The sequence below is a fragment of the Chitinophagaceae bacterium genome (genome assembly GCA_016717285.1).
Taxonomy (GTDB): domain Bacteria; phylum Bacteroidota; class Bacteroidia; order Chitinophagales; family UBA10324; genus JACCZZ01.
Genome location: JADKFU010000004.1, coordinates 820,577 through 847,004, shown reverse-complemented (window position 1 = coordinate 847,004; position 26,428 = coordinate 820,577). Strand labels below are relative to the sequence as shown.

The window sequence follows — 26,428 nt, the reverse complement described above, 5'->3', positions numbered from 1 at the left end:
TGATGCTGAATATTTGCTCATTTTATAGGTGATTCTAACAGTGGCACGGCTCTGCTACTTGCGAAATCCTCGTTGTAATAATTTCATGCGGATCAAACAAAGGAACACACTTAAAAACAACAATACACAGGTACTGATCAACAATAACCAACCTGTTAAACTGGTATCAAAATGGAACTCCACTTTATGCGTACCGGCCGGCAATAAAACCGACATCATACAGAAATTTGAAAGCAAAATATCCGTTGCACTGCCATCTACTTTTATTTTCCAACCAGGATAAAAAGTTTGTTGCAGAATGAGAAGTGCCGGTTGATTGGTATTGACATTAAAAGCAAACTCATTGGTGGCAAATGACGAAAGTTGAATAGTGTACACGAGAGAATCTACTGGTGCTGATTTGAACTTATCAGGAAAAATGGATTCCGGTACGAGCACCGTTTGCCGATGTTTTACATGCGCACTGTCGGATGGACCGGTTGAGAATGATTGTACCTTGTTGGCAAGATAAACGACAGGATGATCCATAAGCAAGAATTTTTCCGGCGAGTGTTCCAGTTCACCTCTCAATTTTAAAACGAACGGAGAGTAATTGTCCCGCGAAAATTGTTTTGTAAATAAATTATTGTTGAAATAGGAGGGCGCAAAACTTCCGTTTCCTATGCTGGTTGTTTCAAGTTCTGTAGCGGGGTTCCAAAGCGGAAATCCATGGGGTGACTGCGCAATTTTTTGATTGAGTGCAGTCGCGGAAAACGGACTGGACATGATTGTTGTGAAGTTGATTCCTGAAGCAATGAAAAGATCGGTAATAACAACTGTTGTTACAAAAAAATACCATGACGTGCTTTGCCATTTATTTTTTGTAATAAACAGCAGCAACAGCGCAACTAATAATGCAAGTTGCAAGAAGGATTGAAGTATGATATTATTCGCTGTACTGCTTTCACCAAAAAATTTAAGGAATGCAGCAGTGGAGAAAGAGGAAGGTAAAATGAAATTACTGTTGTAATACCAGGCTACTCCGCTTAAAACAATTACAAGCATGATTAAAGCAAATGCAACAAAGATTGGCAGTTTTGACGCGCGTAGTTGTTCACCTTTCCATCCTTCTGCAGCTACAATGATGAATCCGATAATCACAAACAACCTGAAAGCGGCCGGAAAACGAATGTGATCGAAGAATGGAAGGTAATCAAAGAGGTAAGGCCATACAGGAATTGCGTCACCAAAAGCGATGAACAGAAACACCATTGATAAAAAAGCAACAATCCTTATTAAAATTTTCCTGGTAAGAATAATTCCAGTGAGAAAATAAATAAGTGCAAACAATCCGATGTATGCATTGGCCATGGAAATATCGGTATCGAAATCCAGGTTGCGGCCAAGTGGAACGGAAGGTAGCAGAAATGTAACAGCGCTTTGCGGTGTGAAGGCACGAAACGCAGTTTGTTCTTTTATCAAAGCATCACCACGCGTCATAAGAGGTATGCCTTGCAGGAATGAAAAGATATACGGCGCAGAAATTACCAAGTAAATGACAAGCATCGTCACACTCCACCGTAGCATTTGAAAAATTTGTTTCTTGTTTTGTTGTTGTAAATTCCTGATAAGAAAAAAAAGATAATGACTGCCGATAAGGTAAAGCAGGATAATGAGGAATGCAGGATAACCGCCCGTGGTGAACATAAAAAGTGTCAAGGCAGTTTTAATGGCATCTGTGTAATTTCCGGATAAGAATGTTTTCCTGTAGAAATGAAAAATAAACGGAAGCCAGGCTGCGCTGATAACCCAGGAATAATGTTGCGCATTGTTTACAAAAAATCCGCTAAACTGATACGACCAGGCGAGCAGCAAACAAATAAATACCGGATACTTCAATCCTCGTAACAATGCAAACATGCCCAGACCCGCAATTACCAAATGAAATAAGTATTCAATGTTGATGGTTAAAAAATCATACCCCAAAAAATAACCTGTGAGCCAGGTGATGGGATAAAACACACCACTCTGCGGATCAGCACCCATCGGCACTCCCATTCCAGAATAAGGATTCCACCAGGGAAACTGATACTGTTGCAAACATTCACCAATAAAATACCGGTACGGCAAAAAATAATCCGCCATGTCGTAAGCCATTGCCTGCGGATGCAGCCACATGGGCCAGTAGACGAAGAATGGAAGGATGAAAATAAACACGCAGGCAATAATTGATGCTCTTGATTGCGATAATTTGATGTTCATGAAAATGCTGCGATGGAGTATTGAATTTATGAAGATACTACTTCATGGATAACTGAGGTGACGGTTTAATTGGAATAACGAATACCGGTTAACGATTTTTGATTTAAGAACTAAATCATAAACCATTCAGAGCATGAAGAAGAAGTATGATGAAAGTAGAATCACCTTCGTACTTTTGAAAACATCATGCTACAAAAAACACAGGGCATTGTATTCAGAACCATCAAGTTTTCCGAAACAAGTGTGGTGAGTAAAATTTATACGGAGAAGTTCGGTTTGCAATCCTATATCATTAATGGCGTGCGTTCAGCCAAATCAAAAATGAAGGCGAGTTTGTTGCAATCATTATCGCTGCTTGATATGGATGTTTACTACCGTGAATACCGCAACCTGCACCGGATAAAAGAATTGCAGTCCGCTTTTGTATTCAGATCTATTCCATTTCAGTTGGTGAAAGGGTCGGTCGGATTGTTTATGATTGAAGTGCTGAGCAAATCCATTCATGAAGAAGAAGCCAATGAGCAATTGTTTCATTTCATCTTTGAAAAAATAAAATCGCTGGATGAGATGGAGCATGTGCCATCCGGATTTTTGATTGAATTTCTGATTGAACTCTCTGTTCATCTGGGTTTTCATCCGAATGGATTATACAGCGAAAGCACGCCGTATTTTAATCTGCGCGAAGGGGTTTTTTATTGCTTCCGGAAATGAACAACCGAATACACTCGATGCTAATTTATCGGAACATCTTTCCAATTTTATGCAGCACACAACTATTGAGCTCGCTGCCGCACCGCGCAGGTTATTATTAGAAGCGATGCTGCAATATTATCAATTACATGTTCCGAATTTTTCGTGGCCGAAGTCGTTGAGGGTGTTGGAGGAGGTGTTTAGGGCGGGATGAATATGACAGAGAATTTCTGGTGTAACTGATGGTAAAGAATCGTTAACTTTCATTCAAATCAATTCCACATGAATAATCCGGTAGAAAAAATTCTGAAACATATAAAATGCTTGCAAGGCGGGATCGCCCGAAGAATCCTTTGGACAATGACGTGCTGATTGGACCGGTCATTTTCCTGGGGTCTCAATGACAGCAAAGGTTGATCAACTTTCTCTCCGGCTTTACCGCAACCATTTAGCAATGTAACTATGTAACAATTAAACACTCTCCGGCTTCGCCGCAACCATTAAGCAATTTAGCCATGTAACAATTAACCCTACGATCACGACATTGAAATCGCAAAAAGTCCCCGCCCGGATTTCTTCGCTACCTTCGAAACGTGAAGCACATCATCACCCGAACCATCCTCGTTTTATCGCTCGTCAGTTTATTCACTGACATCTCCAGCGAAATGCTGTACCCCGTAGTGCCCGTGTTTTTACAATCTATTGGCTTTTCTACTATATTAATTGGTGTGCTCGAAGGATTTGCCGAAGCCATTGCAGGATTGAGCAAAATGTATTTTGGAAGATTGTCGGATGAAGTTGGAAAGCGGATGCCCTTTGTGCGACTCGGTTATTTGCTGAGCGCGATTTCAAAACCAATGTTATCATTCTTCACTTTTCCTGCATGGATTTTTTCAGCACGAACACTTGACCGTTTTGGAAAAGGTATTCGAACGGGTGCAAGAGACGCGCTGCTTTCAGATGAAACGACACAAGGAAACAAAGGCACTGTTTTCGGCTTTCACCGTGCGATGGATACAACAGGCGCCGCATTGGGTCCGCTTGCCGCATTGATCTATTTGCATTTTCATCCGGAAGATTATAAAACTCTTTTTCTGATTGCCTTTGTGCCGGCAATTTTGAGTGTGCTGCTCACATTCATCATTAAGGAAAAACATAAAGCAACTATTTCCGCAAAACCGGGAAGTTCATTTGCTGCAAAGTTTTTTTACTGGAAAAAATCTCCTGTTGCATTCCGGCAACTCATGATTGGCTTGTTATTTTTCGGTCTCATCAACAGCTCAGATGTTTTCCTGTTGTTACGCGCAAAGGAAATTTCAGGAAGTGATTCTTCAGTGCTGCTCGCTTATATTTTTTACAACCTCGTGTATGCACTGTTTGCTTTCCCGATAGGAAGACTCGCAGACAAATTAGGATTGAAACAGGTAATCATCATTGGCTTATTATTGTTTGGCATTGTGTATTCGATGATGGCATTTACAAAAAGTTATCCGCTGATCATCACTGCATTTTTTTTATACGGAATATATGCTGCGGCAACTGAAGGTGTTGCAAAAGCATTCATCAGTAACCTTGTTCCAAAAACTGAAACCGCTTCAGCCATTGGATTTTTTACAGGATGGAATTCCATCTGTGCTTTTATCGCCAGCAGTCTGACCGGATTAATTTGGTATGCCGTTTCTCCGGAAGTGGCTTTCCTGATAAGTGCTGCGGGAAGTATCGCGGTTGTTGTGTATTTGCTTTTGAAGAGAATTGAAGTTCAAAGCGAAATGGTATAATCCAGATCCTGATGAGTTACCCTTTCCTCCCGTTCTGATTGAATTTCTCTTGTTCATCAGGAGATTGCTTCTCCCGCCTCAAACAGCATTGCAAATCGAAGTGTATTCAAGGCGGGATTGCTCGAAGAGTCCTTTGGACCTTGACGATCTTGACTGACCGTTCAAGCCACCCTCACCTCGTTCATCGCTACAATTAAACAATTAAGCAATTAGACAATTTTAAAATAAAACGGCTTCGCTGCAACCATTTAACAATTTAGCCATATAACCATTCAACCCAATTTGCAAATATGAACTACAACCTCGCCCTAACAATTAAACCATTAAATAATTTAGCAATTAAACTCACTCACATCATCCGTTTGCTCATTAGATACTACCGTTGGTACATTCCTCTGTTTCCAACCTTTAATTTATGCCATCTTTACAATTTACTCAAAGAACGATACGAAAGATGAACGCGCTGCTGATAGATGATGAACTTCCTGCTCAAAAAATATTGCAGTCGCTTTTGCAGGAATATTGTCCGCAGGTGAACGTAATCGGCTGCGCATCATCAGCTTCAGAAGCACGCTCCATGCTAAAGCAACATGCAGTGGATATTCTTTTTTTGGATGTAAATATGCCACGCGAAAGCGGATTCGATCTGCTCAGCTCCATCGCTTCTTTTCAGTATGCCGTTATTTTCGTAACCGGAAACCAGGAATATGCATTGCAGGCATTAAAGGCCAGCGCGGTTGATTTTCTGTTGAAGCCGGTGGACATTGATGAACTGAAAGCCGCAGTGAAAAAGCTGGAATATTTTCAACAGCTCCGGAAACAAAATCCGGAAATCAACAACAGCTATGCAGCAACAGTAAATGAGTTGTCGCAAAACCTGTTCAAAGAAAGAAAGATTGCGCGGCTCACGCTTCCCCATTTACAGGGATTTAAAATGGTAGCTGCTAAAGATATTGTTTACCTCGAAGCCGATCGCAACTATACCGTTTTTCATCTTGCAAACAGGGAACGCGTGATGGTAAGCCGCAATATGGGAGAATATGAGGACCTCCTCGATCCAGATATTTTTTTCAGGGTACATAAATCATTCATCATTAATCTGCACCACTTGAAAGAATACAGCACTGCAGACGGATATTTTGCAGTAATGCAGGACGGCATCTCAGTAATTGTAAGCCGGAGAAGAGTAGATGAATTTATGGCTGCGATCAACAGGTTTACATCATTGAAATGAAAAATCACGGCCGCATATTATTTTGGAAACACCAACTGCTGCAACGCATAACAGGCTTGTTACTTTTATTGCTCTTTTTTCAGTCTGCAGCTGCAGCCGGTGATTCCATTCCTGTTCCGCGCATGATACTGCGATCGGTAATGGTGAACACGGTGGAGAAGCGTTTTGATTCTTTATTGTGCTGCAAGCCGGGTGAAAACAATTTCGAATTCAGGTTTGAATCGATTGACCTTACCTTTTCAGGACAAACACTTTTCCGCTACCGGATCAGAGAAAGTGAACCCTGGAAAACGACTGCTGAAAAAAATTTGTTGTTTCCCGCGCTACCTGCAGGCACCTATCATTTTGAAGCAGCCGCTAAGAATGAGCGCAGCAACTGGAGTGAAACGGTGAGCTATTCTTTTAAGATCCTGTCGCCATTGTATCAAAGGTGGTGGTTCCTGCTGCTTGCTTTTCTTTTGGTGGTAGGAACAACTGCATGGGTAGTCACGCTGCGCAATAGGCAGCATCTGAAAAAGCAGCAGCAGGAATTTGTTGCGCAGCAACGGATGAATGAAATGGAAAACCAGGCCAAGCAGGCCATGATGAATCCGCATTTTGTTTTTAATGCGCTCAACTCCATCCAGCAATACATCAACGACAACGACCGCATCTCCGCCAATAAATACCTCACCAAGTTCAGCAGGCTGATCCGCCTGAACCTTGACCTGGTGAATAAAAGTTTAATTACGCTGGAAGAAGAATTAGAGAAACTTAAACTATATCTTGAGATCGAACAGTTAAGGTTTGGGGAGAAGTTGCAGTATGAATTTATTATTGATCAGCATCTGGAAACAGACATCATTTATATTCCTTCGATGATATTGCAGCCGTTTGTGGAGAATGCGATTTGGCATGGTATCATGAGTTCCGGTAAACCGGGAATGATCAGTATTCAGTCTGGGTTATTTGATGACGATAAAATGTTGCGCTTTCGGATTATTGACAATGGCATTGGCATCAATCAATCGCGAAAGCTGAATGCAGGAAAGAAGAGAAAAAGTTTAGGTATTCAACTTACTATTGACCGGCTGCGGTTGTATGCGCAATCATCAGGCAGAGAAATAAAGTTTGAAACTACAGATCTGGGTGAAAACGACCCAATAGAATCAGGAACAGTGGTAACAATTGAGTTGCCGGTGAGTATTGCGAAGGAAAAGAAATTTCACGCCTTTAAAAATTAATTACCATGAAATTGTACAAAAAATGCTTGCTTACACTGTTGGTTACGGTACCGATTTTAATAGCCACTACTAATTCATGTGATGTGATTACCCTTACCGGTACTACCTATCTGTTCCCAACCACTAATTGTACCGGAGGATGGAGACAAGCTCCTTATGTAAACGAAGATTATACTCTTTGCTGGATTTTTACCGACGGCAGCTATGAGCGAACCAATGCTTTCATCAGCAGTGCTGCAAGTTCACCAAATACATCCCTTCCTGTGACATTGTACCAGTCGCAATCCAATGCCGGAGAGCAGTTGATTCAGACAACAGTCAGCAACCGCTATGGGGATGATACCGATAAGAAAAAAGTGATTGGCGGATCTGTTCCTTCTACTGGCACGATTCCGCCCATGAATACTTACACCAACAGCCAGGCCATTTTGAATGCTCCGGTTATAACGAAGATTCAAACAGATCATGGCAATGATGAGGTTGCTAAAGATGCACCACTCTTGTTGATTTTAACAGTCAATAATGATCACATAGAAAACAATGATGCACTTGGATACCAGTTACAGGGTGAAGGGTATGTGCTGAGATTGTATCATAAAAATGTTGGAATCAGTTATGGATTCACGGCAGGACAAACCACCAACTACCCTTCGCAGCTTGATGAGTATTTTGCATTTGCACCATTAAACTCGCCACAGATACCTTATAATGTAGGTTTCTCAATGATCCGATTAGAAGCTGGACAGTAGCAAATAATTTCGCGGGGCATGAAAAAAATATTTATTGTCAGCTGGAGGTTCCCAATATGCAGAATGTGAATGACAACAATCGTGTACTGGATACATTTGTCGCCGTGCTAACCAAAATGGTGGGCGGGCAACCCCAGTTTGTTGCCGGTAGCGAATCAAAACTCCCAATAGCAATCGGTAAATCCCATGATCCCAATGTGATAGAAGTGAACATTCCCACTTCCACACAATGTGGCCCTGATGCCAATGGGGTGCAGGAAGAATTGGAATACACAGTTCACTTTCAGAATATTGGAAGTGATCCTGCAACTACCGTAGAGGTGAATTTAGATATTGATCCTCATTTGAATAACAGCAGCTTAACGGTAACCGAAATTGGAATAGGTACAAACCCGCCTGTTGCAGGCGGAGCCAGCATATCACAGGCTCGAACCGGATATAATGGTTTGGGGGGAACATTTGAATACTCTGTGGGGACCTCCAATACAGCCTACAACACTTCATTGCTAAGCACACAGATACCAAGCATAATACCAGATGCAAAATTTCTTTTCTCCGGTATTCAGCTTGCGGGAATTAATGCTGCCAATGTGCAGGATTCAAAAGGCTACATCAAATTCAAAATCAAAACAGCAGGCGCCTACCAGGTAATCCACAACCAGGCGGGAATATTTTTCGATCACAATCCTGAAATCGTTACCAACCTTGCCGAAACCAGGTGCCTCAAGGATTCAATCAATATGAATTGCGACAGTTGCAGGATGCATTTAAGAGAATGCCGGGATCAGCTCAATGGCAGTAAAACAGATAGCAGCAATAGCTGGATGAACTGGCTCGGCTGGATCATCGCCGGCCTGGAATTACTGATCATCATTTATCTTCTAACAAGGAAGAGGAATTAAAGGAACAATCTGCATTCCGGAGTAATCGTAGAGACGCCATGCATGGCGTCTCTACAACCAGGGAAATATCAATATCGCAACTGATCATGGCGTCTCCACACCGATAGAAATACCAGTCATGAAAACCGTTGTGCAATGAAATCCGGCGAAGTTCCTGTTTTCATTATTTTGCGGAATGAAATTTTTGTGGCCTTATTTTATTATCGTACTCATAGCCGGATTACTTTTCTGTTCCTGCAATCCATCTCCTAAATCAAATCACGCAAATGTTCTTTCAGGGGAAGATTCGCTGTTGATTGCCGAATGGAGAAACAAAGGCTATCCTTACTATGAAACCAACCAGGACAGCTTCACGAATTTTCAGTTGCAGATTGCAGCAAAATACAAGCAAGCGGGCCAGCTCGGCAACTGGCTGAATTGCTATGATAGCATCATCCGATCGTACCGCAAACACGATCAGCTTGAAAAATCTATCGCCTGTTTTGAAAAGCTGTACAAGGACATATGGCAGGAACCGACGGATTCCTTTTCTTTGGTAACACTTGCAGAAAGCAACCGGCAGATCGCATTTATCTACTACCGTGAAAAAGATGAATATGCAAAAGCGCTTCCTTTTTATGATGAAGGAATCCGTTTGATCAACAAAGCAAATGGATGGAATCCTGACCTGGGAAGGCTCTTTTACAAAGCCGCAGGCAACTGCAGTGCAAGGATGGACGACTATGAAAAATCAGTCAGCTATCATCAGCGCAATGTTCAGATGTGCCGGGATTTTAAGGACACTTCCAATCTGTTTATGGGATTGAATGATTTAGGATACCCTTATCTCGATGCGGGCCATTTTGCAGAAGCAGAAAGTGCATTCCGGGAATCGTATCAGCTTGCTTCCCGTTTTGATTCCGTGGAGCAACAGGCAGATGCCTGCAACAGTTTGTCTCATGTTTTTATCGAAGAAAACCTATTGGACTCCGCAACGCGATATAACTACCTCAGTTTGGAGTTGTTGAAACGATGGAAGAATAAAGAAGCCGACAGCGAAGCTGACGTCTATCGGGTTCAGGGATTACTCTTTTCCAGGCAAAAGAAATTCGCTGCCGCAGAAAAAAGTTATGCGCATGCCATTGAAGTAATGGGAGAAAGCAATGAGGGCAGAAGGAGAGAATGCGGTAAAATTTATGCCGAATTTGGTACCATGTACCTTGAACAAAATAAAGAATTGCAGGCGTTACAAAAGTTTCAGCGCGCGTTACAGTGTCTTATTCCGGAATTTAAAAACGATGATGTATCAATAACACCTGACTCTTCCATGCTGTACGATGAAAACGGATTGTTTGAATCCTGTGAGGGAAAAGGTGATGCCAATATGAGCTTGTTTCATAGAACGAGCGATAAAAAGTATCTTACTGAAGCGGCACTTAATTATCACGCGGCTAAGATTGTGCTTGATAAAAGAGTGCGTGGTTTAGGTAATGAATCTTCAAGAATAAAGTTTAATGAGTCTGTTGCAGGTATCCTCCAAAAATCGAAGATGGCGGATTCGTTGCTGCAGTTATACTTTGCGGATTAATGTGTCTTTAGTCATTCTGTCGGCAGTCATCGGATGACTTAAATAAATTCTAAAAAAAGACGAACTACTTTTAAGTTATCCGATGACTTATTCTCAATGAATCTGTTTAAAGATATCCTTTAAAAATCCAGGGTACATTTTGCGCTATAGCCGCTAATAATATTTATTACTCCTGTACGGGCAGCCCTTGAACAACTTTGGCTTAATAAAAACGTGCTACAATTTTTTTGGTGATTGTATTCACCAAAAGTTATGCTTTTGGGTGAATAGGTTCACTAAAAGTCCAATCCTTCCAGGGGCCTCACTCTTTGTAAAATTTACTGCCACTTACTACTAAAAGCTCAGTCAAACATTAATTGCTTATTCCGTTGCCTTCCGACCGTTCGTGCGCGTGGTTTTACCGCTTGCACATTCAATACTACACCACATACATTTTGACTGTGGCGGCTTTTAGATGATTCTATGTTTATGGTATTGAATTTTAAAAAGCGGGTGAATAAAAATTAATGCAGTTCTGCTTAACAGCACTTTTCAGTTCTATTTTCTTATTGGCCGAAGAGGGCTTAGGGCGAGGAACAACTAAAAAATCATTCTATAAGATTATTCAGAGTCATTTCAAATCATCCTTAAATCAATTTATAGACCTTCTTAAACTTAAAAACAACTTGTTATGAAAAGCCTTACATCCCTATCAACCCTGGTGCTACTCTTAGTATCCTTTACATTGTATGCCGTAAATCCTCCTATTACATCCAACGATGGAAAGGTTTCAAGGAAAAAAGGTATAGCATATTTCTCGTTGGCAAAATTACCGTCAACTACCTACTATGCAGATGCAGACGGAGATGGTTACGGTGATATAAATACCACCACTATTGCCGGTTCACCTCCTCCCGGGTATGTAGCAGACAACACCGACTGCAATGATGGGGATGGATCCATTTATCCCGGAGCAACTGAGAATTGCAATGGTCTCGATGACAACTGCGATTCACAGATTGATGAAGGCACAGGTGCTCCGGTATGGGTAAAACTTGCTGCCGGCAGCTATCACAACCTTGGGATAAAATCGAATGGCTCACTGTGGACATGGGGACGTAATGCCAATGGAGAATTGGGTGATGGTACTACCGCAGACAGAAGCGCACCCGTTCAGATAGGTACTGATTATGACTGGGACATAGTTTCCGGTGGTAACTCACATAGCATTGCCCTGAAAACTGACGGCACACTATGGGCATGGGGTTCCGACTACTACGGTCAATTAGGTGATCAATCTATTATTAATAAACTCGCTCCCGTGCAAATCGGCACAGCCAATGACTGGGTGAGTATTTCAGCCGGTCATTTTCATAACCTTGCATTAAAAGCTAACGGCACGCTTTGGTCGTGGGGATTCAATGGCCAGGGTCAGTTAGGTGATGGTACTTACAACAACTCAAAAGATATTCCTACGCAGGTTGGGTCTGCCAATAACTGGGCAATTATTTCAGCCGGCGGTTCTCATTCGCTTGCCATCAAAACAGATGGTACACTCTGGGCATGGGGATGGAATGTGTTCGGACAAGTAGGAGATGGATCAACAACTGACATCGATATGCCTTTGCAGATCGGGACAGATAATGACTGGGCAGTTATTTCCGGAGGTGGCGGACATTCGCTGGCAATAAAAATAAGCGGTACACTGTGGGGATGGGGCTGGAACATCTATGGACAAGTTGGTGATGGCACAGTTTACACCACGAGAACCACTCCTGTGCAGGCAGGCACTGATATTAACTGGGCAAATGTTGGAGCAGGTGCTTTTCACAGCACGGGCTTAAAAACAGATGGAACGGTCTATACATGGGGCCGCAATGTGGAAGGGCAAATAGGCGATGGAACATACAATGATACAGGCTTTCCTTTACAGGTAGGAACAGATAATAACTGGACAAGTATAGCAGGGGGCGATTTTCATAGCATTGGACTCAAATCAACGAACGAATACTGTGACGCAGGACTCAACAACTATTCACAATTGGGAAATGGCACTACTATCAGTCAGAACATTTTTCAGTGTCTTTCGCTCTGTACGTACTATGCCGATAATGACCTTGATGGTTATGGCTCGGGTACAGCTGTTTTTATGGCCTGCTCCTGTACTCCGCCGGTTGGTTATGTAACCAATGACAATGACTGCAATGACTTCAATGCAAGCGTTCACATCGGTGTTATTGAAATTTGCAATTTATTAGATGATGATTGCGATGGATTAACTGATGCTGCTGATCCTTCTGTTTCCGGTGCAGGTACATACTATACAGATGCAGATGGTGACGGATATGGTGGAAGTGTTGCAATTATTGCCTGCTCTCAGCCTGGTGGAACTTCATTGACCAATAATGATTGCAATGATGGCAATGCAGGTATTCATCCCGGCGCAACCGATATCTGCAACAGCATTGATGATGATTGCAACAGCATTGTGGATGATCATGCATTTACCGCTACTATAACTCCGGGAGGTTCAGTTACATTTTGTGCGAATTCATCTGTTACACTTTCAGCAAATGGTGGTGGTATTTCGTACGTGTGGTATAAAAATGGCACCCAGATTAACCCTCTTGCTACCAATCAAACCTACGCTGTGTCATCAAACGGCACCAATACTTATACCGTTCACGAAAGTAATTCGTATGGATGCACAGCAGTGTCTGCTGCAACCACAGTAACATCCGTTGCATTACCCACCGCCATCATTACAGCCAATGGTTCTACTGATCTTTGCGTGCAAACCCCTATTATGATGCAGGCCAATACCGGATCAGGGTTATCTTATGTGTGGAAGAAAGGAACTTCCACGGTCGGAAGCAGTTCATCTTATTCGGCCTATTCCCCCGGAAATTACAAAGTGATAGTGACAAAAAATTCTACCGGCTGCAGCAAAACTTCTAACGTGATTACCATCGTGAAAAATCTTCCGGTAGCAACCATCACAGCATCTGGCTCGCTAGATTTGTGCGTTAACCCTGGCCTAACGCTCACTGCAAACTCAGGAATCGGATACCCGTACCTATGGAAATAAGGGGAAGTCCCATTAACGGCGCATCTTCTCAAAGCTATTTGGTCGGCAATGGCTCCCAGCACCGGCAACTATAAAGTGGAAGTAACCACTCCCGGAGGATGCAGCACAACCTCTGCCGTAAAAACTGTGTCGAAGACCTGTAAGGAAGGATCCGATGTAGGTTTGGAGAGCGATGTTGAAATTAATCTCTATCCAAATCCCACGAATGGAAATTTTGTGATTGAAATGGATTTGGGAAATGAAGTCAACAGTGAGATGGATATTCAGTTGCTGAACATACTTGGTCAGCAGGTAATGCTGCTCCATGGTTCAGTGGTGGATGGAAAACTGAAGCAGGAAATTCATTTGAATGCTGCTGTTCCTTCGGGTATTTATAATGTGAGAGTTATTGGTGCTGATCAAATTTACAATCGTCAGTTGATTTATCAGCGGTAAGGTCAACAGGATTTAGTATCAAAAAAACTCTCCGGTTTTCGGAGGAGTTTTGTTTGTACTGATGTCTTGATATTCAGTCATTGTCTCAAAGGAACTCCTACGGAGCTGATGCCGTTTGTGTGCTTCGCACACAACCATGACCACTCATTCGTTGTTCACTGGTGGAAGTCTGAACTGATTTTAATGATTGAATGAATACTTGATTTGGCAAGTTAAAAATCATAGCCAATCAGAAATCAATCAAATCATAGTTCAGACAATTTATCCAGGCACTCGTTCGCAGCCCTCATAGCTCAACTGCAAACGAGCACCAGTGAGAGAAGGAGGTTGTAAAATCAAGTCATTTATCTTGCGGCGGGAATTATTTATTTATCAGTGAGTCGTGTAGGACACTCACGACGCGTCAGGTTAAAATTAAGCAAGTCTGAACGATGCTGGTTGCAATACCATAGATATTGGAAAGAATTATTGCCAGGTCAATCGTTAGCAAGGTTTAATTACCGTATCTTGAAATCAATTCGTGTCTTACATATTCCAATATAATGCTCGTACCTGCGGACAAGTTGCCGGGATTGAAATGAAATTCTTTATTCCATATAAAAGAATCCGCGTTTCCCAGGTTTCGTTTTTAATATTTCTTCCACTGCTATCACTATCGCAGGCAATTAACCCGTACGCAAAAAATTTTACAGTAAGCGATGGCTTGCCAGGTATGGAATGTTACCAGGTAATTCAGGATCGCTCAGGTTGGTGGATTGCAACCGATCGTGGGGTAAGGTTTTGATGGTTACGGGTTCACCAATTTCACCACCACAGATGGCCTTACAGATAATGCGATCCTCCATTTATTCTGTGATCATAAAAACCGTGTATGGATGACAGGATTAAACGGCACCGTATGTTATGCCGGAATGGAAAAATATTTCCATATCACTATAGCGATTCCTTAAAAAAAATATTTCCGGAAGACGGATTAATAACAGGTTTTTTTTGTGATGAAGAGGACAATCTTGTCTTTAGCATCGCTCAACTGGGAATTTTGACAATGGATGCAAAGGGAAATGCTTCAATAAAGAACAATTCAAAAAATGGTTTAAACCTGAGTTTCCTGCAAACAAAATCCAATATTGTTTTGGCATACAGTGTTTTTTCATTCAACAAAGGTATTAATGGTATTATTAATGGAAAAGAAACAGAAATTCCTTATACGCTAACCCGCATTAAAATTCCGGCCTACCACGCCGCGGTCTTGCCTTCAGCAAGCATTGTAATGAGCACAGCAACGGAATTATTGTTTATAGACCTTAATCATTTGCCCCTGGCAGTTTATCCATGTTCTGTTCCGCCGCTTTTTATTTATCCAGAAAGTGATTCCTCCGTTTGGATTTCCCAAAACAACATCGGGGGTATCTTCCGGCTCTATTGGAACAGGGTAAAGGGTACCGTGGATCGTACGAATCAATATTATACCAATGTAATTGTATCTTCCATCTGCACTGACTCGGCAAATGGCTTTTGGTTTACTACCCTCGCGAATGGTTGTATTACATCCCTTCCTTTAGTACCAAATTGCTATCGCGGTCAAATGGGTTGTTATCCGCTAAAAATATTACAGGATGGCGCAGACAATGGACGGTACGCCTTTATTTCAACTGAAAATGAAATTTTTCTTTACCGGAGCGATTCCGTTTTTCTTCCTCCGAAACAGTTGCAGTTTCAGTCTGAAAAGCCAATTCAGGATATTTTAATCTCCGGCAATTTACTGTACGTAATAATAAGCGGTGGCAATGTATTAATTGATTTGCAGAAGGATTTTACCTAATAAAATCAATTACCATGACTGATTTTATTAGCGACTCTTCGGGGATTATTTATTGCTTCCACAGGATGCCACCTGTTTTTGAATGCATTGGATACCTTACCTGCAAAAGAGATTTTTCATCGTAAACGCTGTGATGCGATGGAAAAATCTGCCGATGGAAAAATCTGGATCGGTACTGTGGATGGATTGGCTTTCCTCGATAAGAATCTTTCACCGCACTTTATAAATGATTCCTTATTAAATGGAACACGTGTGAAGGATATTCTGGAGTTGCCCAATGGAAATTTCATCCTTGCCGGATTGGGAAAAGGACTCATTTTCTGGGACAGGAAAAATGCAGCCACACTCCTTGATCATCCACTCAATCGTGATCTGCAGATTACAAATTGTATAGCAACGGATTCGGCTGGAATCATTTGGGCTGGCACGAATAGAGGACTGTATAAAATTTCGAAAGAACAAACCGGAAAATACGAGGTAACAAAAATTGGTTCATCAAAAGGGATTCCTTCAACCGATATTAGAAAAATATGCGTGTATGAAGGAAAGGTTTTTTTATTGTGCCACGAAGGTATTTTGATCTATGATCCGCTTAAAGATAAATCAAATTCAAAACCGGTATCAGTTTTTTTTGAAAACATAAAATCGGGCAACGAAATACTTTCGCCCGAAAATATTTTAAATATTCCTTACGATAAAAGAAACCTCTCCATTCATTATAAAGGAATTGATTACAGCCAGTTTGGAAAAATAAATTACCGGTTCAGGCTAACCGGTGCTGATACTTCCTGGAAATATACTACCAATACACAAATTGATTTTCCCAAGCTTACTGCAGGTGGTTATACACTACAGGTAGAAGCGAAGAATAGTTCGAATTTGTGGAGTGAGCCCTGTGAGGTTATCTTTTCATATTATTCCACCATTCTATGCGCGCTGGTGGTTTATATCACTTTGTACTATTATCATTATAGCCATAGCCGCATGGCTTATTAAAAAGCGTAACATCAGTTATCTTAAAAAGCAGCAGCAGCAATTTATAGCACAGCAACAAATGAATGAAATGGAGAACCCAAACAAGTCAGTGAATCATTTTATTTTAATGCACTCAATTCCATCCAGGTTTATGTAAACGACAATGACCGTGTTTTGGCCAATAAATACCTTACAAAATTCAGCCGGTTGATCCGCTTAAACCTCGACCTGGTAAACAAAAACTTAATTACGCTCGAAGAGGAATTTGAAAAGCTTAAGCTCTACCTTGAGATTGAACAGTTAAGGTTTGGAGAAAAGCTGAAGTATGAATTTATTATGGAGCCTGATTTGGAAACCGACATCATATACATACCCTCAATGGTATTACAACCATTTGTCGAAAATTCAATCTGGCACGGCATCATGTCTTCAGGTAAGCCGGGCATGATCTCTATTCAGGCAGAAATATTTGATGGGGATAAAATGCTGCGACTGCGGATAACTGACAATGGCATTGGTATCAATCAATCGCGCAAACTGAATGCTGGAAAAGTGCGAAAGAGTTTAGGCATTCAGCTTACGGTTGACAGGCTGCGGCTGCATGCGCAATCATCGGGCAGAGAAGTAAAATTCACTACTATAGATTTGGGTGAAAATGACCCTTTAAAACAGGAACAGAAGTTGTCATTGAATTGCCTGTGAGTAAACTGATATCTTCGGGTTACGACGCCGTAGCCTCACCGCTTCTTCCTCCTATTCTTCCGTTTGTTCTTCCACTATTACCATTCGCACATTCAATACTACACTACATACATCTTCCCTGCATTCGCTTTTGTGTGACGCTATGTTTACGTGTTGAAATTTTAACCAGGGAACACATACCGTACTACCCTTAAAAAAATTACGGCGGTCAAAGCTGAAAAACCGAAACAGAGTAAGAACCCGGAAGCTGAAAAGAAGAAACAGAGCGGGCAAACTTAACTTCTAAAATCACACACTATGAAAAAATTATTTCACTTAAGTTTCGGAATTGCATGCTTTATCTATGCAACTGCCTCCAATGCTCAACCCATTTGGACACCCGGGTGCTACATCCATGAAAATGATTTTCCTTACGAACCCAATTACCATTACCAACCTATCAGGGAGAATACCGCCAATGGGCAGTACTATGGAATGGGCAACACGTTCAAGGATGCAAACAATAATAACATCTCACTAAATGGGTCAAGTGGATGTGGCCTCATTAATCAGGGCATTGGAAATTTAGGAACACCGGGATTGGATTATGATGTGGACCAATGGTGATGTAGATGACGTCTGCATATTTGGATTGTATGATCAGAATGCGGGTGCAGGCCATGCATTCCCCTATACAACAATACAAGGCGGAGGATCTTATGATATCATTCCGCCCACTTCTATCAATTACATTAGCGGATCCGTGCATGCTTATGCATCAGGCATCAACCATGGGCCTCCCACTTTGCCAGGATTTAGCGGAATACTTCACAACACCGGCGAAGGAAAAGCGGCTGCAGTTTATTCTTATTTGAAAAATCCATCAGGTGTAAAAAATTCAGGTTAAAAGGATACCGAACAAATGATTGGATGTATGTTCCTTATCCATGGGAGCTATATGATATTCCATTGTCGATACCATCCACCTCTCAAATTTTAGATGTAGTAGGAGTTGAAAGCTACGTGTATGTTTTGTATTCTACCAATGCCTATACCTTGAAAGCATTGATATATGATTATGATGGGAACCAGATTAGTGCTTCACCATTTACACATACCCTTGGAATAGGCAATACCTTTAACATGGCTTCCATTCAGTTTTACATTGATGTAAGCACTATTAATATTATCGGTGATTGCTACAAAACAGGAAAGAATAAAATTTTTGCTGATCAGTTGACTCCATCTGGTTTTTCATTCAAAACAATCTTACCACTAACAGGAAATCAGCAAGGCGTGGTATATAACCTCAAGTCAGAACTTGAAGGCAGCAGCATCTATGTGGATGCAAAAAATGTAGTCACCGGAGATCGGGTGCTGTATAAGATTGACAAAGCAACCTATGCTGTGCTATTTACACAAACTATGACTTACACCGGGGAATACTACATTGGAACAAGCGGCACGGGTGGCATAACTGACTTCTACGTTTTCAGTATCAACGGGGCTGGAACAGTGCTGAATGTTGACCGGTACGATGAAACGCCATCGGGATTCATTACACTCACCGCAACCAGTGCAGTCAATTGTTATTTGCCACAATATAATGTCAATAATTTTTTTCCGGCCCCTTCTAAAGTGGACAAGGTGATTGATCAGGGTATTCCATTGGTGATTATTGATGAAATAACACATACGGCTACTTCAATCGGGCCTATGGAATTGGTCATTGACTTAACAGGGTTTCCGCTGAGGTTGCAAAATGGTGATGCTGGTATTGAAAACAACAACGCAACCCTCTCTATTTACCCAAACCCTTCTTCAGCAGAAATTACGATTGAACTCAAAGATGCAAGCAAAGTAAAATCGATTGAAATCTTTAACATGACCGGTGGTTTGGTTGCAACCTATAATGATGTCAATGATAAAATCATTTTGCAAAGGGATTTACCTGAAGGCATTTACTTCTTACACCTCACTAGAGATGAAGGGGAAGTGATTACCAAAAAATTTGTAAAAACAAATTAGGAACCTAAACATAATAAGAACCCGGAAGCCGAAAAGGGTAAACAGAGTAGGCAAACTTTAACTTCTAAAATCACAGACAATGAAAAAATTACTTTACATAAGTTTTGTAGTCGGGTGCTTTCTCTATGCGCCTCTTGCCAGTGCCCAGCCCATTTGGACACCCGGTTGCTACATCCATGAAAATGATTTCCCTTACGAACCCAATTACCATTACCAACCTATCAGAGAGAATACCGCAGACGGGCAATATTATGGAGTCGCCAACACATTCATAGATGCCGTTAATAATAATATCTCGATAAATGCGTCGGCTGGTTGTGGTTTTATCAATCAGGGTGTGGGAAATTTGGGCACACAGGGATTAGATTATGATATTTGGACCAATGGTGACGTAGATGATATGTGTATTTTTGGTTTGTATGATCAGAATGTTGGAGCAGGCCATCCTTTTCCCTATGTGTATATACAATACGGGGGAACTTATGATATCATTCCACCTGCGGGTATAAATTATTTAAGCGGTTCGGTGCATGCTTATGCTGCAGGTATTAACCATGGACCTCCCACACTTCCCGGTTTAAGCGGCGTTTTGCATAATACCGGTGAGAAAAGGTGCTGCCGCTTACTCTTATCTTCAAAGTCCGTCGGGAGTAAAAAATTCAGGCTAAAGGGATATAGAACAAATGATTGGATGTATGTTCCCTATCCCTGGAGTTTGTATGATGTTCCACTGGCAATACCGTCTACATCTCAGATCCTGGATGTGGTGGGAGTAGAAAGCTATATTTATGTCCTTTATTACACCAATGCTTATACGTTGAAAGTTTTGGTATATGATTATGATGGCAACCTGATAAGTGCGGCACCATTTACACATAACCTGTTAGCCGGTAATACTTTTAATATGGCTTCCATTCAGTTCTACATTGATGTAAGCACCCTTAATATTATCGGTGATTGTTTTAAAGGAGGAAAGAATAAAATTTTTGCTGATCAGTTGACTCCAACTGGTTTCACCTTCAAAACAATTCTACCACTAACAGGCAATTCTCAAGGAGTAATTTATAATCTAAAATCAGAACTACAGGACAACAACATTTATATTGATGCCAGGAATGTAGTAACCAATAAACGTGTACTGTATAAGATTGACAAAACCACCTATTCAGTTTTGTACACGCAAACCATTGACTTATACCGGTGATTATTATATTGGACAAGAGTGCACAGGCGACATTACTGATTTCTACGTTTTTATTTTGATGCATCCGGTACTATTTTAAAAGTGGACCGGTATGATGAAACTTCGGCTGATTTTTACAACCCTCACTGCTACAAGCACCGGAATTGTTTTCTACCCCCCTTTTGATTTAGTGATTTTTGTCCTTTAGAGGTTCCACCATTTAAAGTGGCTGATGTTATTGATCAGGGTTTTGCTCCATTGGTTATTATGGATGAAATAACACATACCGCTAATTCTATCGGGCCTTTCGAATTAATCATTGACTTAACAGGTTTCCCATTGCGTTTGCAAAATGAAGAGTGTTGTTCATACAAACAGCCTGCAATCCATCTCACATTTATCCCCAACCCATCTTCTGCAGAAAATTACTATTGAACTCAAAGATGCAAGATGCCAAACTCGATTGAAGTCTTTAACATGACGGTGGTTTGATTGCAACTATAAGGGAGTTAAGGATAAAATCATTTTGCAAAATGATTTGCGAAGGCATTTATTTTTTACCTACCTCACTACAGATGAAGGGAAGTGATTAGTAAAAAATTTGTAAAAACAAATCAGTAATCAAGATCATAATAAGAACCCAAGAGGATAAGGGTAAATAGCTCTATCAAATTTTCCCAAACCTTAAACAACAAACCATACCACTCTTTCTCACTTCCTGCTGATGCATCAAATGCTCAATTATCCATTACAGATGCAAGCGGAAAAGTGGTGAATACTTATTCACTTTCAATTGGTTCAACAGAACAGGTAATCAACGCCAACAAACTTTCGCAGGTGTTTACCAGTATTCATTAATTATAAATGGAAAATGATGGACAGCAAACAAATGGTGATCGTGAAATAACACTTCCTATTCCGACCTGTTTAATTTATCATTCATTAAAACCGCCTCTCTTATAGGAGGCGGTTTATTTATTTTATATGACAAATCCGGAGGGATCAAATTAATGCTTTGGCATTTTTGGTCCCTGCTGTAAATGACAAAACAGCATTACAATTACTGTAGTGTTAGCTTCTTCATCCTCCCTCTTACCATTCGAACATTCAATACTACGACATACATCTTCCGCATTCGCCTTTGTGTGGCCTTTGTTTACACCGTTGAAATTTTAACAAGGGAACACATACCGCAATCTTAATAAAAATTACGAGGGTGGAATCGAAAAACCGAAACAGAGTAAGAACCCGGGAAGCTGAAAAAGTGATAAGAGGTAAGCAACCCATTACAACCTAAATCTAACAAGTATGAAAAGCAATTTCTCTTTTAATGGCCTTGCTCACTCTTATTACAACGGCCGGCCAGGCACAATTTTTAAATTACTATGCCAATTTTGGCAACGCCAACTCCAAGATGAACTTCACCTGCATTGTACCAAAAAATTTCGGCACCGGGGCTGGCAACGTTTACGCCATTGGTACCGTCGACTCCACGGTTTTGTCGAAAACAAAATACATCTACGTGGCAGAGATTGATCCAAATGGAAGTATCGTGATGGCAAGAAGTACCAGCATTGAAGTAACTGCTGCTGATATCAATGATTATTCTACTGCTGCGCTTCTGCCATGGAAAACCTACGATGGATACTGGTTGTGCAGGTAACCGCAGAACACCTTTTCAGTATAAAAGCAGGGGCTTTGTGATAAAGATCAATGTAGTTGCTGCTACTAAGAACGTAGTATGGTTTAAGCAATCCAACGATAACACATTGTTTACACGCATTATTGAAGCGTCTACCCTTCCGAAAAAAAGATATTATGTGAGCGGCCAGGATATGCAGGTGGCCAGAAGCAACCGGAGAAGATGCATTGCTGATGGAGGGGTTGCGCGTACCACCGGTACTATGACGATGCTTAGCAATCGAAAAGTTCTTGCATCTGAAACCTGGAACGGTGTGATTTATGACCCAACACTAAAAGAGTTCTATGTCGGTGGGCGGTACAATTACAACACCACCAATACGATGATGCGCCAATCAATAACGAAGTTAAATGCAAGTTTCGCTGAAGTGTGGAGCTACCCGTATGTGAAAAATATTACCACCGATCAGGCAAGGTTATATCTGACCGACCTGTTACTCAGTAATTCAAAGCTGTATGCAGTCGGCGCTGGAGATCTTGCCGGTCAAGGCATTGCGTTAACGCAGCAATTCATTGCAACAGACTTGAATGGTACGTTGCAGGCAGGGCAAAATTATACGATAAACGGAAATACAGGAACACTTCATCAAGTTATTGCTATTCCCGGCAGCACAGATTTAATTCTGCTGGGAGATTTGTACGATGCTGTCAATCCTTCAACCTACGGTAATGCATACCTCATGCGTGTTGACGCAAGCGGCAACAAAATTTGGGCAAACAAATATCCGTTCTCATTAAAAAGTTATTCAAGCAGTGTGCAACGTATTTCGGGAATGGCCATTCAGGGTGGAAGTTTATATGTTGTTGGGCAATACCTTCCTTCCAGCAATATCCCCCAAGCAGCCTTATTAAAGGTTAACACCGCAGACGGGAACGGACTCTTAGGTTGTGCCGATTCAGTTGGTATAGCCGCTTCTCCCTTTACCTATCAGGGGCCGCTTACACCTATGTCCCCTGAAACATATGTTTACACCGATAATATAGTAAAATATAAAAAACATGACATAATCTTTGACTGGAATACGGTGTGCTCGGCATCGAATCCCTGTGGAAACGATACCACCGATCTGGGCGATCAATTCATGTGCGCAGGCCAAATTTTCAATTACTGCGGCCAAAATTTCACTATCCCCGGTCATTACGTTGTTAGTTGCCTGGGGGATGACGGTTGTGTACACACTTCCTCGTTCGATCTTATTGTTTCATCGCTCGCCGCTCATGCCGGACCCGATGGATTTGTCTACGGCTGCTGCGCTAATACACTCAATGGCTCTGCTACCGGCGGCACTCCCGGCTATACTTATGCGTGGTTGCCCATAGCAGGATTAAGCAGTCCTGGTAGTGCCAACACAAACTGCTCAGTAGCGACTACCTACACACTTACCGTCACAGATGCAGCAGGTTGCACGTCAACCGATGTGGTAGTAATGGCAGTAGGGAATCCCACCGGCAGTTGTTGCCGCGTAGGTGGTAATGCTGAATCAACTGTGAAAGTATTTCCCAACCCTTCATCCAATGATTTTACCATTGATGCAGGCGGAAACGAAATCTCAAAACTGATGGTGCTGAATATGTTAGGTCAGTTGGTTGAAACAGTCAATGGATTTAGTACACCAATCATATTTGGAAAACAATTGCCTGAAGGTATTTACAATATAATTGTAGAATATGCTGATGGAAAATCATCTCAGATTCGGGTGGCAAAAGTGGCTTCGGAAAAATAACGCAGAACTATTTAACCGGCATTATTTATAGCCAATACAACCAGGCATCTGCTTCACAGGCTGAAGCAGATGCCTGGTTTGTGAAATGGAAAAACTGAAGCAGCAAACAAATGGTAATCGTGAAATAGAAAATCGATTCTCTGTTTAATTCCCTTTCATCATTGAGTGAAGCCGCCTCAGCTATCGGGGTGGCTTCTTTATATTTTATGCATCGTATGAGTAATGCATGAAATGTCGTTTGATTCCTCTGGATCAGCAATCAAATCGGAAGCAAAATCACAACAGCGGCAATTTGTATGCACAACAGGAGTATCGCATGCTGGCTTTTGCTGAAACTTATTCGTTACATGATTCATAGTAGCCTGGCTTAATTCCCTTCTTGGCTCCCCATCCACTTTCCACTTCTTCCGTTTGTACTCGTGTGTTTACCATTTGAACAGTTAAAACTACACTACATACATCTTCCCTGCATTCGATTTTGTTTGACGGTATGTTTACACTGTTAAAAATTTTAACAAGGGAAAACATACCGCAATACCCTCAAAAAATTACGGCGGTGGAATCTGAAAAACCGAAACAGCTTAAGAACCCCAAAGCTGAAAAGGGAAACAGAACGGGCAAACTTTAACTTCTAAAATCACACACAATGAAAAAATTATTTCACTTAAGTTTTGTAATTGCATGCTTTATCTATGCAACTGCCTCCAATGCTCAACCCATTTGGACACCAGGTTGCTACATCCATGAAAATGATTTGCCTTACGAACCCAATTACCATTACCAACCTATCAGAGAGAATACCGCAGACGGGCAATATTATGGAATCGCCAACACATTCAGAGATGTAAGTAATAATAATATCTCGATAAATGCGTCGGCTGGTTGTGGTTTTATCAATCAGGGTGTGGGAAATTTGGGCACGCAGGGATTAGATTATGATATTTGGACCAATGGTGATGTAGATGATATGTGTATTTTTGGATTGTATGATCAGAATGTTGGAGCAGGCCATCCTTTTCCCTATGTGTATATACAATACGGGGGAACTTATGATATCATTCCACCCACGGGTATAAATTATATCAGCGGTTCGGTGCATGCTTATGCTGCAGGTATTAACCATGGCCCCCCCACACTTCCCGGTTTAAGCGGCGTTTTGCATAATACCGGTGATGGTAAAGGTGCTGCCGCGTACTCTTATCTTCAAAGTCCGTCGGGAGTAAAAAAATTCAGGTTAAAGGGATATAGAACAAATGATTGGATGTATGTTCCCTATCCCTGGAGTTTGTATGATGTTCCACTGGCAATACCGTCTACATCTCAGATCCTGGATGTGGTGGGAGTAGAAAGCTATATTTATGTCCTTTATTACACCAATGCTTATACCTTAAAAGCTTTGGTATATGATTATGATGGGAACCTGATAAGTGCGGCACCATTTACACATAACCTGTTAGCCGGTAATACTTTTAATATGGCTTCCATTCAGTTCTACATTGATGTAAGCACCCTTAATATTATCGGTGATTGTTTTAAAGGACGAAAGAATAAAATTTTTGCTGATCAGTTGACTCCAACCGGTTTTACCTTCAAAACAATTCTACCACTAACAGGAAATTCTCAAGGAGTGATTTACAATCTAAAATCAGAACTGCAGGACAACAATATTTATATTGATGCCAGGAATGTAGTAACCAATAAACGTGTACTGTATAAGATTGACAAAACCACCTATTCAGTTTTGTACACGCAAACCATGACTTATACTGGTGATTATTATATTGACAAGAGTGCTACAGGCGGCATTACTGATTTCTACGTTTTTTATTTTGATGCATCCGGTACTATTTTAAAAGTGGACCGGTATGATGAAACTTCGGCTGGATTTACAACCCTCACTGCTACAAGCACCGTGAATTGTTTTCTACCCCCTTTTGGATTTAGTGATTTTTGTCCTTTAGAGGTTCCACCATTTAAAGTGGCTGATGTTATTGATCAGGGTTTTGCTCCATTGGTTATTATGGATGAAATAACACATACCGTTAATTCTATCGGGCCTTTCGAATTGATCATTGACTTAACAGGTTTCCCATTGCGTTTGCAAAATGAAGAGGTTGTTGATGCAAACAGCACTGCATCCATCTCCATTTATCCCAACCCATCTTCTGCAGAAATTACTATTGAACTCAAAGATGCAAGCAAAGTAAAATCCATTGAAATCTTTAACATGACCGGTGGTTTGATTGCCACTTATAATGAAGTTAATGATAAAATCATTTTGCAAAAAGATTTACCCGAAGGCATTTACTTTTTACACCTCACTACAGATAAAGGGGAAGTGATTACTAAAAAATTTGTAAAAACAAATCAGTAATCGAATCATAATAAGAACCCGGAAGCCGAAAAGGGTAAATAGAGTTGGCAAATT

At 41.2% G+C, this 26,428-nt stretch carries 21 protein-coding genes; 19 read left to right on the top strand and 2 right to left on the bottom strand.

The features are described from left to right. Positions 1 to 54: 54 nt before the first annotated feature. Entirely contained in the window at positions 55 to 2,241 is a 2,187-nt protein-coding gene (locus IPO83_08655; GenBank protein ID MBK9731343.1) for a YfhO family protein, read from the bottom strand. Positions 2,242 to 2,427: 186 nt separating this feature from the next. Here IPO83_08655 and recO point away from each other — a divergent pair, with 186 nt between their 5' ends. The 9 genes from recO to IPO83_08610 all read left to right on the top strand — a co-directional run bounded on the left by recO (position 2,428) and on the right by IPO83_08610 (position 13,886). Continuing rightward, positions 2,428 to 2,952, top strand: a complete 525-nt coding sequence (gene recO, locus IPO83_08650; GenBank protein ID MBK9731342.1) for a DNA repair protein RecO — start codon at positions 2,428 to 2,430, stop codon at positions 2,950 to 2,952. Positions 2,953 to 3,596: 644 nt separating this feature from the next. Next, entirely contained in the window at positions 3,597 to 4,709 is a 1,113-nt protein-coding gene (locus IPO83_08645) for an MFS transporter (protein MBK9731341.1), read from the top strand. Positions 4,710 to 5,124: 415 nt separating this feature from the next. Next, positions 5,125 to 5,943: a response regulator transcription factor gene (locus IPO83_08640; GenBank protein ID MBK9731340.1), complete on the top strand. Its 819-nt coding sequence runs from the start codon at positions 5,125 to 5,127 to the stop codon at positions 5,941 to 5,943. Continuing rightward, entirely contained in the window at positions 5,940 to 7,166 is a 1,227-nt protein-coding gene (locus IPO83_08635; protein MBK9731339.1) for a histidine kinase, read from the top strand. The genes IPO83_08640 and IPO83_08635 overlap by 4 nt, the downstream gene beginning before the upstream one ends. 5 nt (positions 7,167 to 7,171) lie before the next feature. Next, complete coding sequence (locus tag IPO83_08630; GenBank protein ID MBK9731338.1) at positions 7,172 to 7,915, top strand: hypothetical protein; 744 nt, start codon at positions 7,172 to 7,174, stop codon at positions 7,913 to 7,915. Positions 7,916 to 7,971: 56 nt separating this feature from the next. Continuing rightward, complete coding sequence (locus IPO83_08625; protein ID MBK9731337.1) at positions 7,972 to 8,817, top strand: hypothetical protein; 846 nt, start codon at positions 7,972 to 7,974, stop codon at positions 8,815 to 8,817. A gap of 175 nt (positions 8,818 to 8,992) precedes the next feature. Further along, on the top strand, positions 8,993 to 10,384 hold the full coding sequence (locus tag IPO83_08620; protein MBK9731336.1) for a tetratricopeptide repeat protein: 1,392 nt from the start codon (positions 8,993 to 8,995) through the stop codon (positions 10,382 to 10,384). A gap of 670 nt (positions 10,385 to 11,054) precedes the next feature. Beyond that, positions 11,055 to 13,451, top strand: a complete 2,397-nt coding sequence (locus IPO83_08615; GenBank protein MBK9731335.1) for a hypothetical protein — start codon at positions 11,055 to 11,057, stop codon at positions 13,449 to 13,451. Between the two features lie 48 nt (positions 13,452 to 13,499). Next, positions 13,500 to 13,886 (top strand): T9SS type A sorting domain-containing protein, encoded by a 387-nt coding sequence (locus IPO83_08610; protein MBK9731334.1) that lies wholly within the window; start codon positions 13,500 to 13,502, stop codon positions 13,884 to 13,886. Between the two features lie 686 nt (positions 13,887 to 14,572). On the opposite strand, the gene IPO83_08605 is transcribed toward IPO83_08610, so the two are convergent. Beyond that, entirely contained in the window at positions 14,573 to 14,731 is a 159-nt protein-coding gene (locus IPO83_08605; protein ID MBK9731333.1) for a hypothetical protein, read from the bottom strand. A 26-nt stretch (positions 14,732 to 14,757) separates the two neighbouring features. Here IPO83_08605 and IPO83_08600 point away from each other — a divergent pair, with 26 nt between their 5' ends. From IPO83_08600 to IPO83_08555, 10 genes are all read left to right on the top strand, one after another. Further along, entirely contained in the window at positions 14,758 to 15,708 is a 951-nt protein-coding gene (locus IPO83_08600) for a hypothetical protein (GenBank protein ID MBK9731332.1), read from the top strand. A 138-nt stretch (positions 15,709 to 15,846) separates the two neighbouring features. Then, positions 15,847 to 16,704 carry a hypothetical protein gene (locus tag IPO83_08595; GenBank protein MBK9731331.1) on the top strand — a complete coding sequence of 286 codons (858 nt, stop codon included), beginning with the start codon at positions 15,847 to 15,849 and terminating at the stop codon, positions 16,702 to 16,704. A 120-nt stretch (positions 16,705 to 16,824) separates the two neighbouring features. After that, positions 16,825 to 17,385: a histidine kinase gene (locus IPO83_08590; protein MBK9731330.1), complete on the top strand. Its 561-nt coding sequence runs from the start codon at positions 16,825 to 16,827 to the stop codon at positions 17,383 to 17,385. Positions 17,386 to 17,682: 297 nt separating this feature from the next. Then, positions 17,683 to 17,991: a hypothetical protein gene (locus IPO83_08585; protein MBK9731329.1), complete on the top strand. Its 309-nt coding sequence runs from the start codon at positions 17,683 to 17,685 to the stop codon at positions 17,989 to 17,991. Beyond that, on the top strand, positions 17,972 to 18,271 hold the full coding sequence (locus IPO83_08580) for a hypothetical protein (GenBank protein ID MBK9731328.1): 300 nt from the start codon (positions 17,972 to 17,974) through the stop codon (positions 18,269 to 18,271). Before IPO83_08585 ends, IPO83_08580 begins: the two co-directional genes overlap by 20 nt. A 23-nt stretch (positions 18,272 to 18,294) precedes the next feature. Further along, positions 18,295 to 19,392 (top strand): T9SS type A sorting domain-containing protein, encoded by a 1,098-nt coding sequence (locus IPO83_08575; GenBank protein ID MBK9731327.1) that lies wholly within the window; start codon positions 18,295 to 18,297, stop codon positions 19,390 to 19,392. Between the two features lie 79 nt (positions 19,393 to 19,471). After that, complete coding sequence (locus tag IPO83_08570; GenBank protein ID MBK9731326.1) at positions 19,472 to 20,596, top strand: hypothetical protein; 1,125 nt, start codon at positions 19,472 to 19,474, stop codon at positions 20,594 to 20,596. Positions 20,597 to 21,905: 1,309 nt separating this feature from the next. Next, positions 21,906 to 22,238, top strand: coding sequence for a hypothetical protein (locus tag IPO83_08565; protein MBK9731325.1), 333 nt, complete (start codon positions 21,906 to 21,908; stop codon positions 22,236 to 22,238). After that, positions 22,216 to 24,000, top strand: a complete 1,785-nt coding sequence (locus IPO83_08560; protein MBK9731324.1) for a T9SS type A sorting domain-containing protein — start codon at positions 22,216 to 22,218, stop codon at positions 23,998 to 24,000. Before IPO83_08565 ends, IPO83_08560 begins: the two co-directional genes overlap by 23 nt. A gap of 646 nt (positions 24,001 to 24,646) precedes the next feature. After that, entirely contained in the window at positions 24,647 to 26,374 is a 1,728-nt protein-coding gene (locus tag IPO83_08555) for a T9SS type A sorting domain-containing protein (GenBank protein ID MBK9731323.1), read from the top strand. Positions 26,375 to 26,428 lie beyond the last annotated feature (54 nt).

What these genes read in the sequence shown, in the direction of transcription:
- IPO83_08655 (MBK9731343.1), bottom strand. Translation starts at nt 2,241, where the DNA reads ATGAACATCAAATTATCGCAATCAAGAGCATCAATTATTGCCTGCGTG.
- recO (MBK9731342.1), top strand. Translation starts at nt 2,428, where the DNA reads ATGCTACAAAAAACACAGGGCATTGTATTCAGAACCATCAAGTTTTCC.
- IPO83_08645 (MBK9731341.1), top strand. Translation starts at nt 3,597, where the DNA reads ATGCTGTACCCCGTAGTGCCCGTGTTTTTACAATCTATTGGCTTTTCT.
- IPO83_08640 (MBK9731340.1), top strand. Translation starts at nt 5,125, where the DNA reads ATGCCATCTTTACAATTTACTCAAAGAACGATACGAAAGATGAACGCG.
- IPO83_08635 (MBK9731339.1), top strand. Translation starts at nt 5,940, where the DNA reads ATGAAAAATCACGGCCGCATATTATTTTGGAAACACCAACTGCTGCAA.
- IPO83_08630 (MBK9731338.1), top strand. Translation starts at nt 7,172, where the DNA reads ATGAAATTGTACAAAAAATGCTTGCTTACACTGTTGGTTACGGTACCG.
- IPO83_08625 (MBK9731337.1), top strand. Translation starts at nt 7,972, where the DNA reads ATGCAGAATGTGAATGACAACAATCGTGTACTGGATACATTTGTCGCC.
- IPO83_08620 (MBK9731336.1), top strand. Translation starts at nt 8,993, where the DNA reads ATGAAATTTTTGTGGCCTTATTTTATTATCGTACTCATAGCCGGATTA.
- IPO83_08615 (MBK9731335.1), top strand. Translation starts at nt 11,055, where the DNA reads ATGAAAAGCCTTACATCCCTATCAACCCTGGTGCTACTCTTAGTATCC.
- IPO83_08610 (MBK9731334.1), top strand. Translation starts at nt 13,500, where the DNA reads ATGGCTCCCAGCACCGGCAACTATAAAGTGGAAGTAACCACTCCCGGA.
- IPO83_08605 (MBK9731333.1), bottom strand. Translation starts at nt 14,731, where the DNA reads ATGGAGGATCGCATTATCTGTAAGGCCATCTGTGGTGGTGAAATTGGT.
- IPO83_08600 (MBK9731332.1), top strand. Translation starts at nt 14,758, where the DNA reads ATGGATGACAGGATTAAACGGCACCGTATGTTATGCCGGAATGGAAAA.
- IPO83_08595 (MBK9731331.1), top strand. Translation starts at nt 15,847, where the DNA reads ATGGAAAAATCTGCCGATGGAAAAATCTGGATCGGTACTGTGGATGGA.
- IPO83_08585 (MBK9731329.1), top strand. Translation starts at nt 17,683, where the DNA reads ATGAAAAAATTATTTCACTTAAGTTTCGGAATTGCATGCTTTATCTAT.
- IPO83_08580 (MBK9731328.1), top strand. Translation starts at nt 17,972, where the DNA reads ATGATGTGGACCAATGGTGATGTAGATGACGTCTGCATATTTGGATTG.
- IPO83_08575 (MBK9731327.1), top strand. Translation starts at nt 18,295, where the DNA reads ATGTATGTTCCTTATCCATGGGAGCTATATGATATTCCATTGTCGATA.
- IPO83_08570 (MBK9731326.1), top strand. Translation starts at nt 19,472, where the DNA reads ATGAAAAAATTACTTTACATAAGTTTTGTAGTCGGGTGCTTTCTCTAT.
- IPO83_08565 (MBK9731325.1), top strand. Translation starts at nt 21,906, where the DNA reads ATGGCCTTGCTCACTCTTATTACAACGGCCGGCCAGGCACAATTTTTA.
- IPO83_08560 (MBK9731324.1), top strand. Translation starts at nt 22,216, where the DNA reads ATGGATACTGGTTGTGCAGGTAACCGCAGAACACCTTTTCAGTATAAA.
- IPO83_08555 (MBK9731323.1), top strand. Translation starts at nt 24,647, where the DNA reads ATGAAAAAATTATTTCACTTAAGTTTTGTAATTGCATGCTTTATCTAT.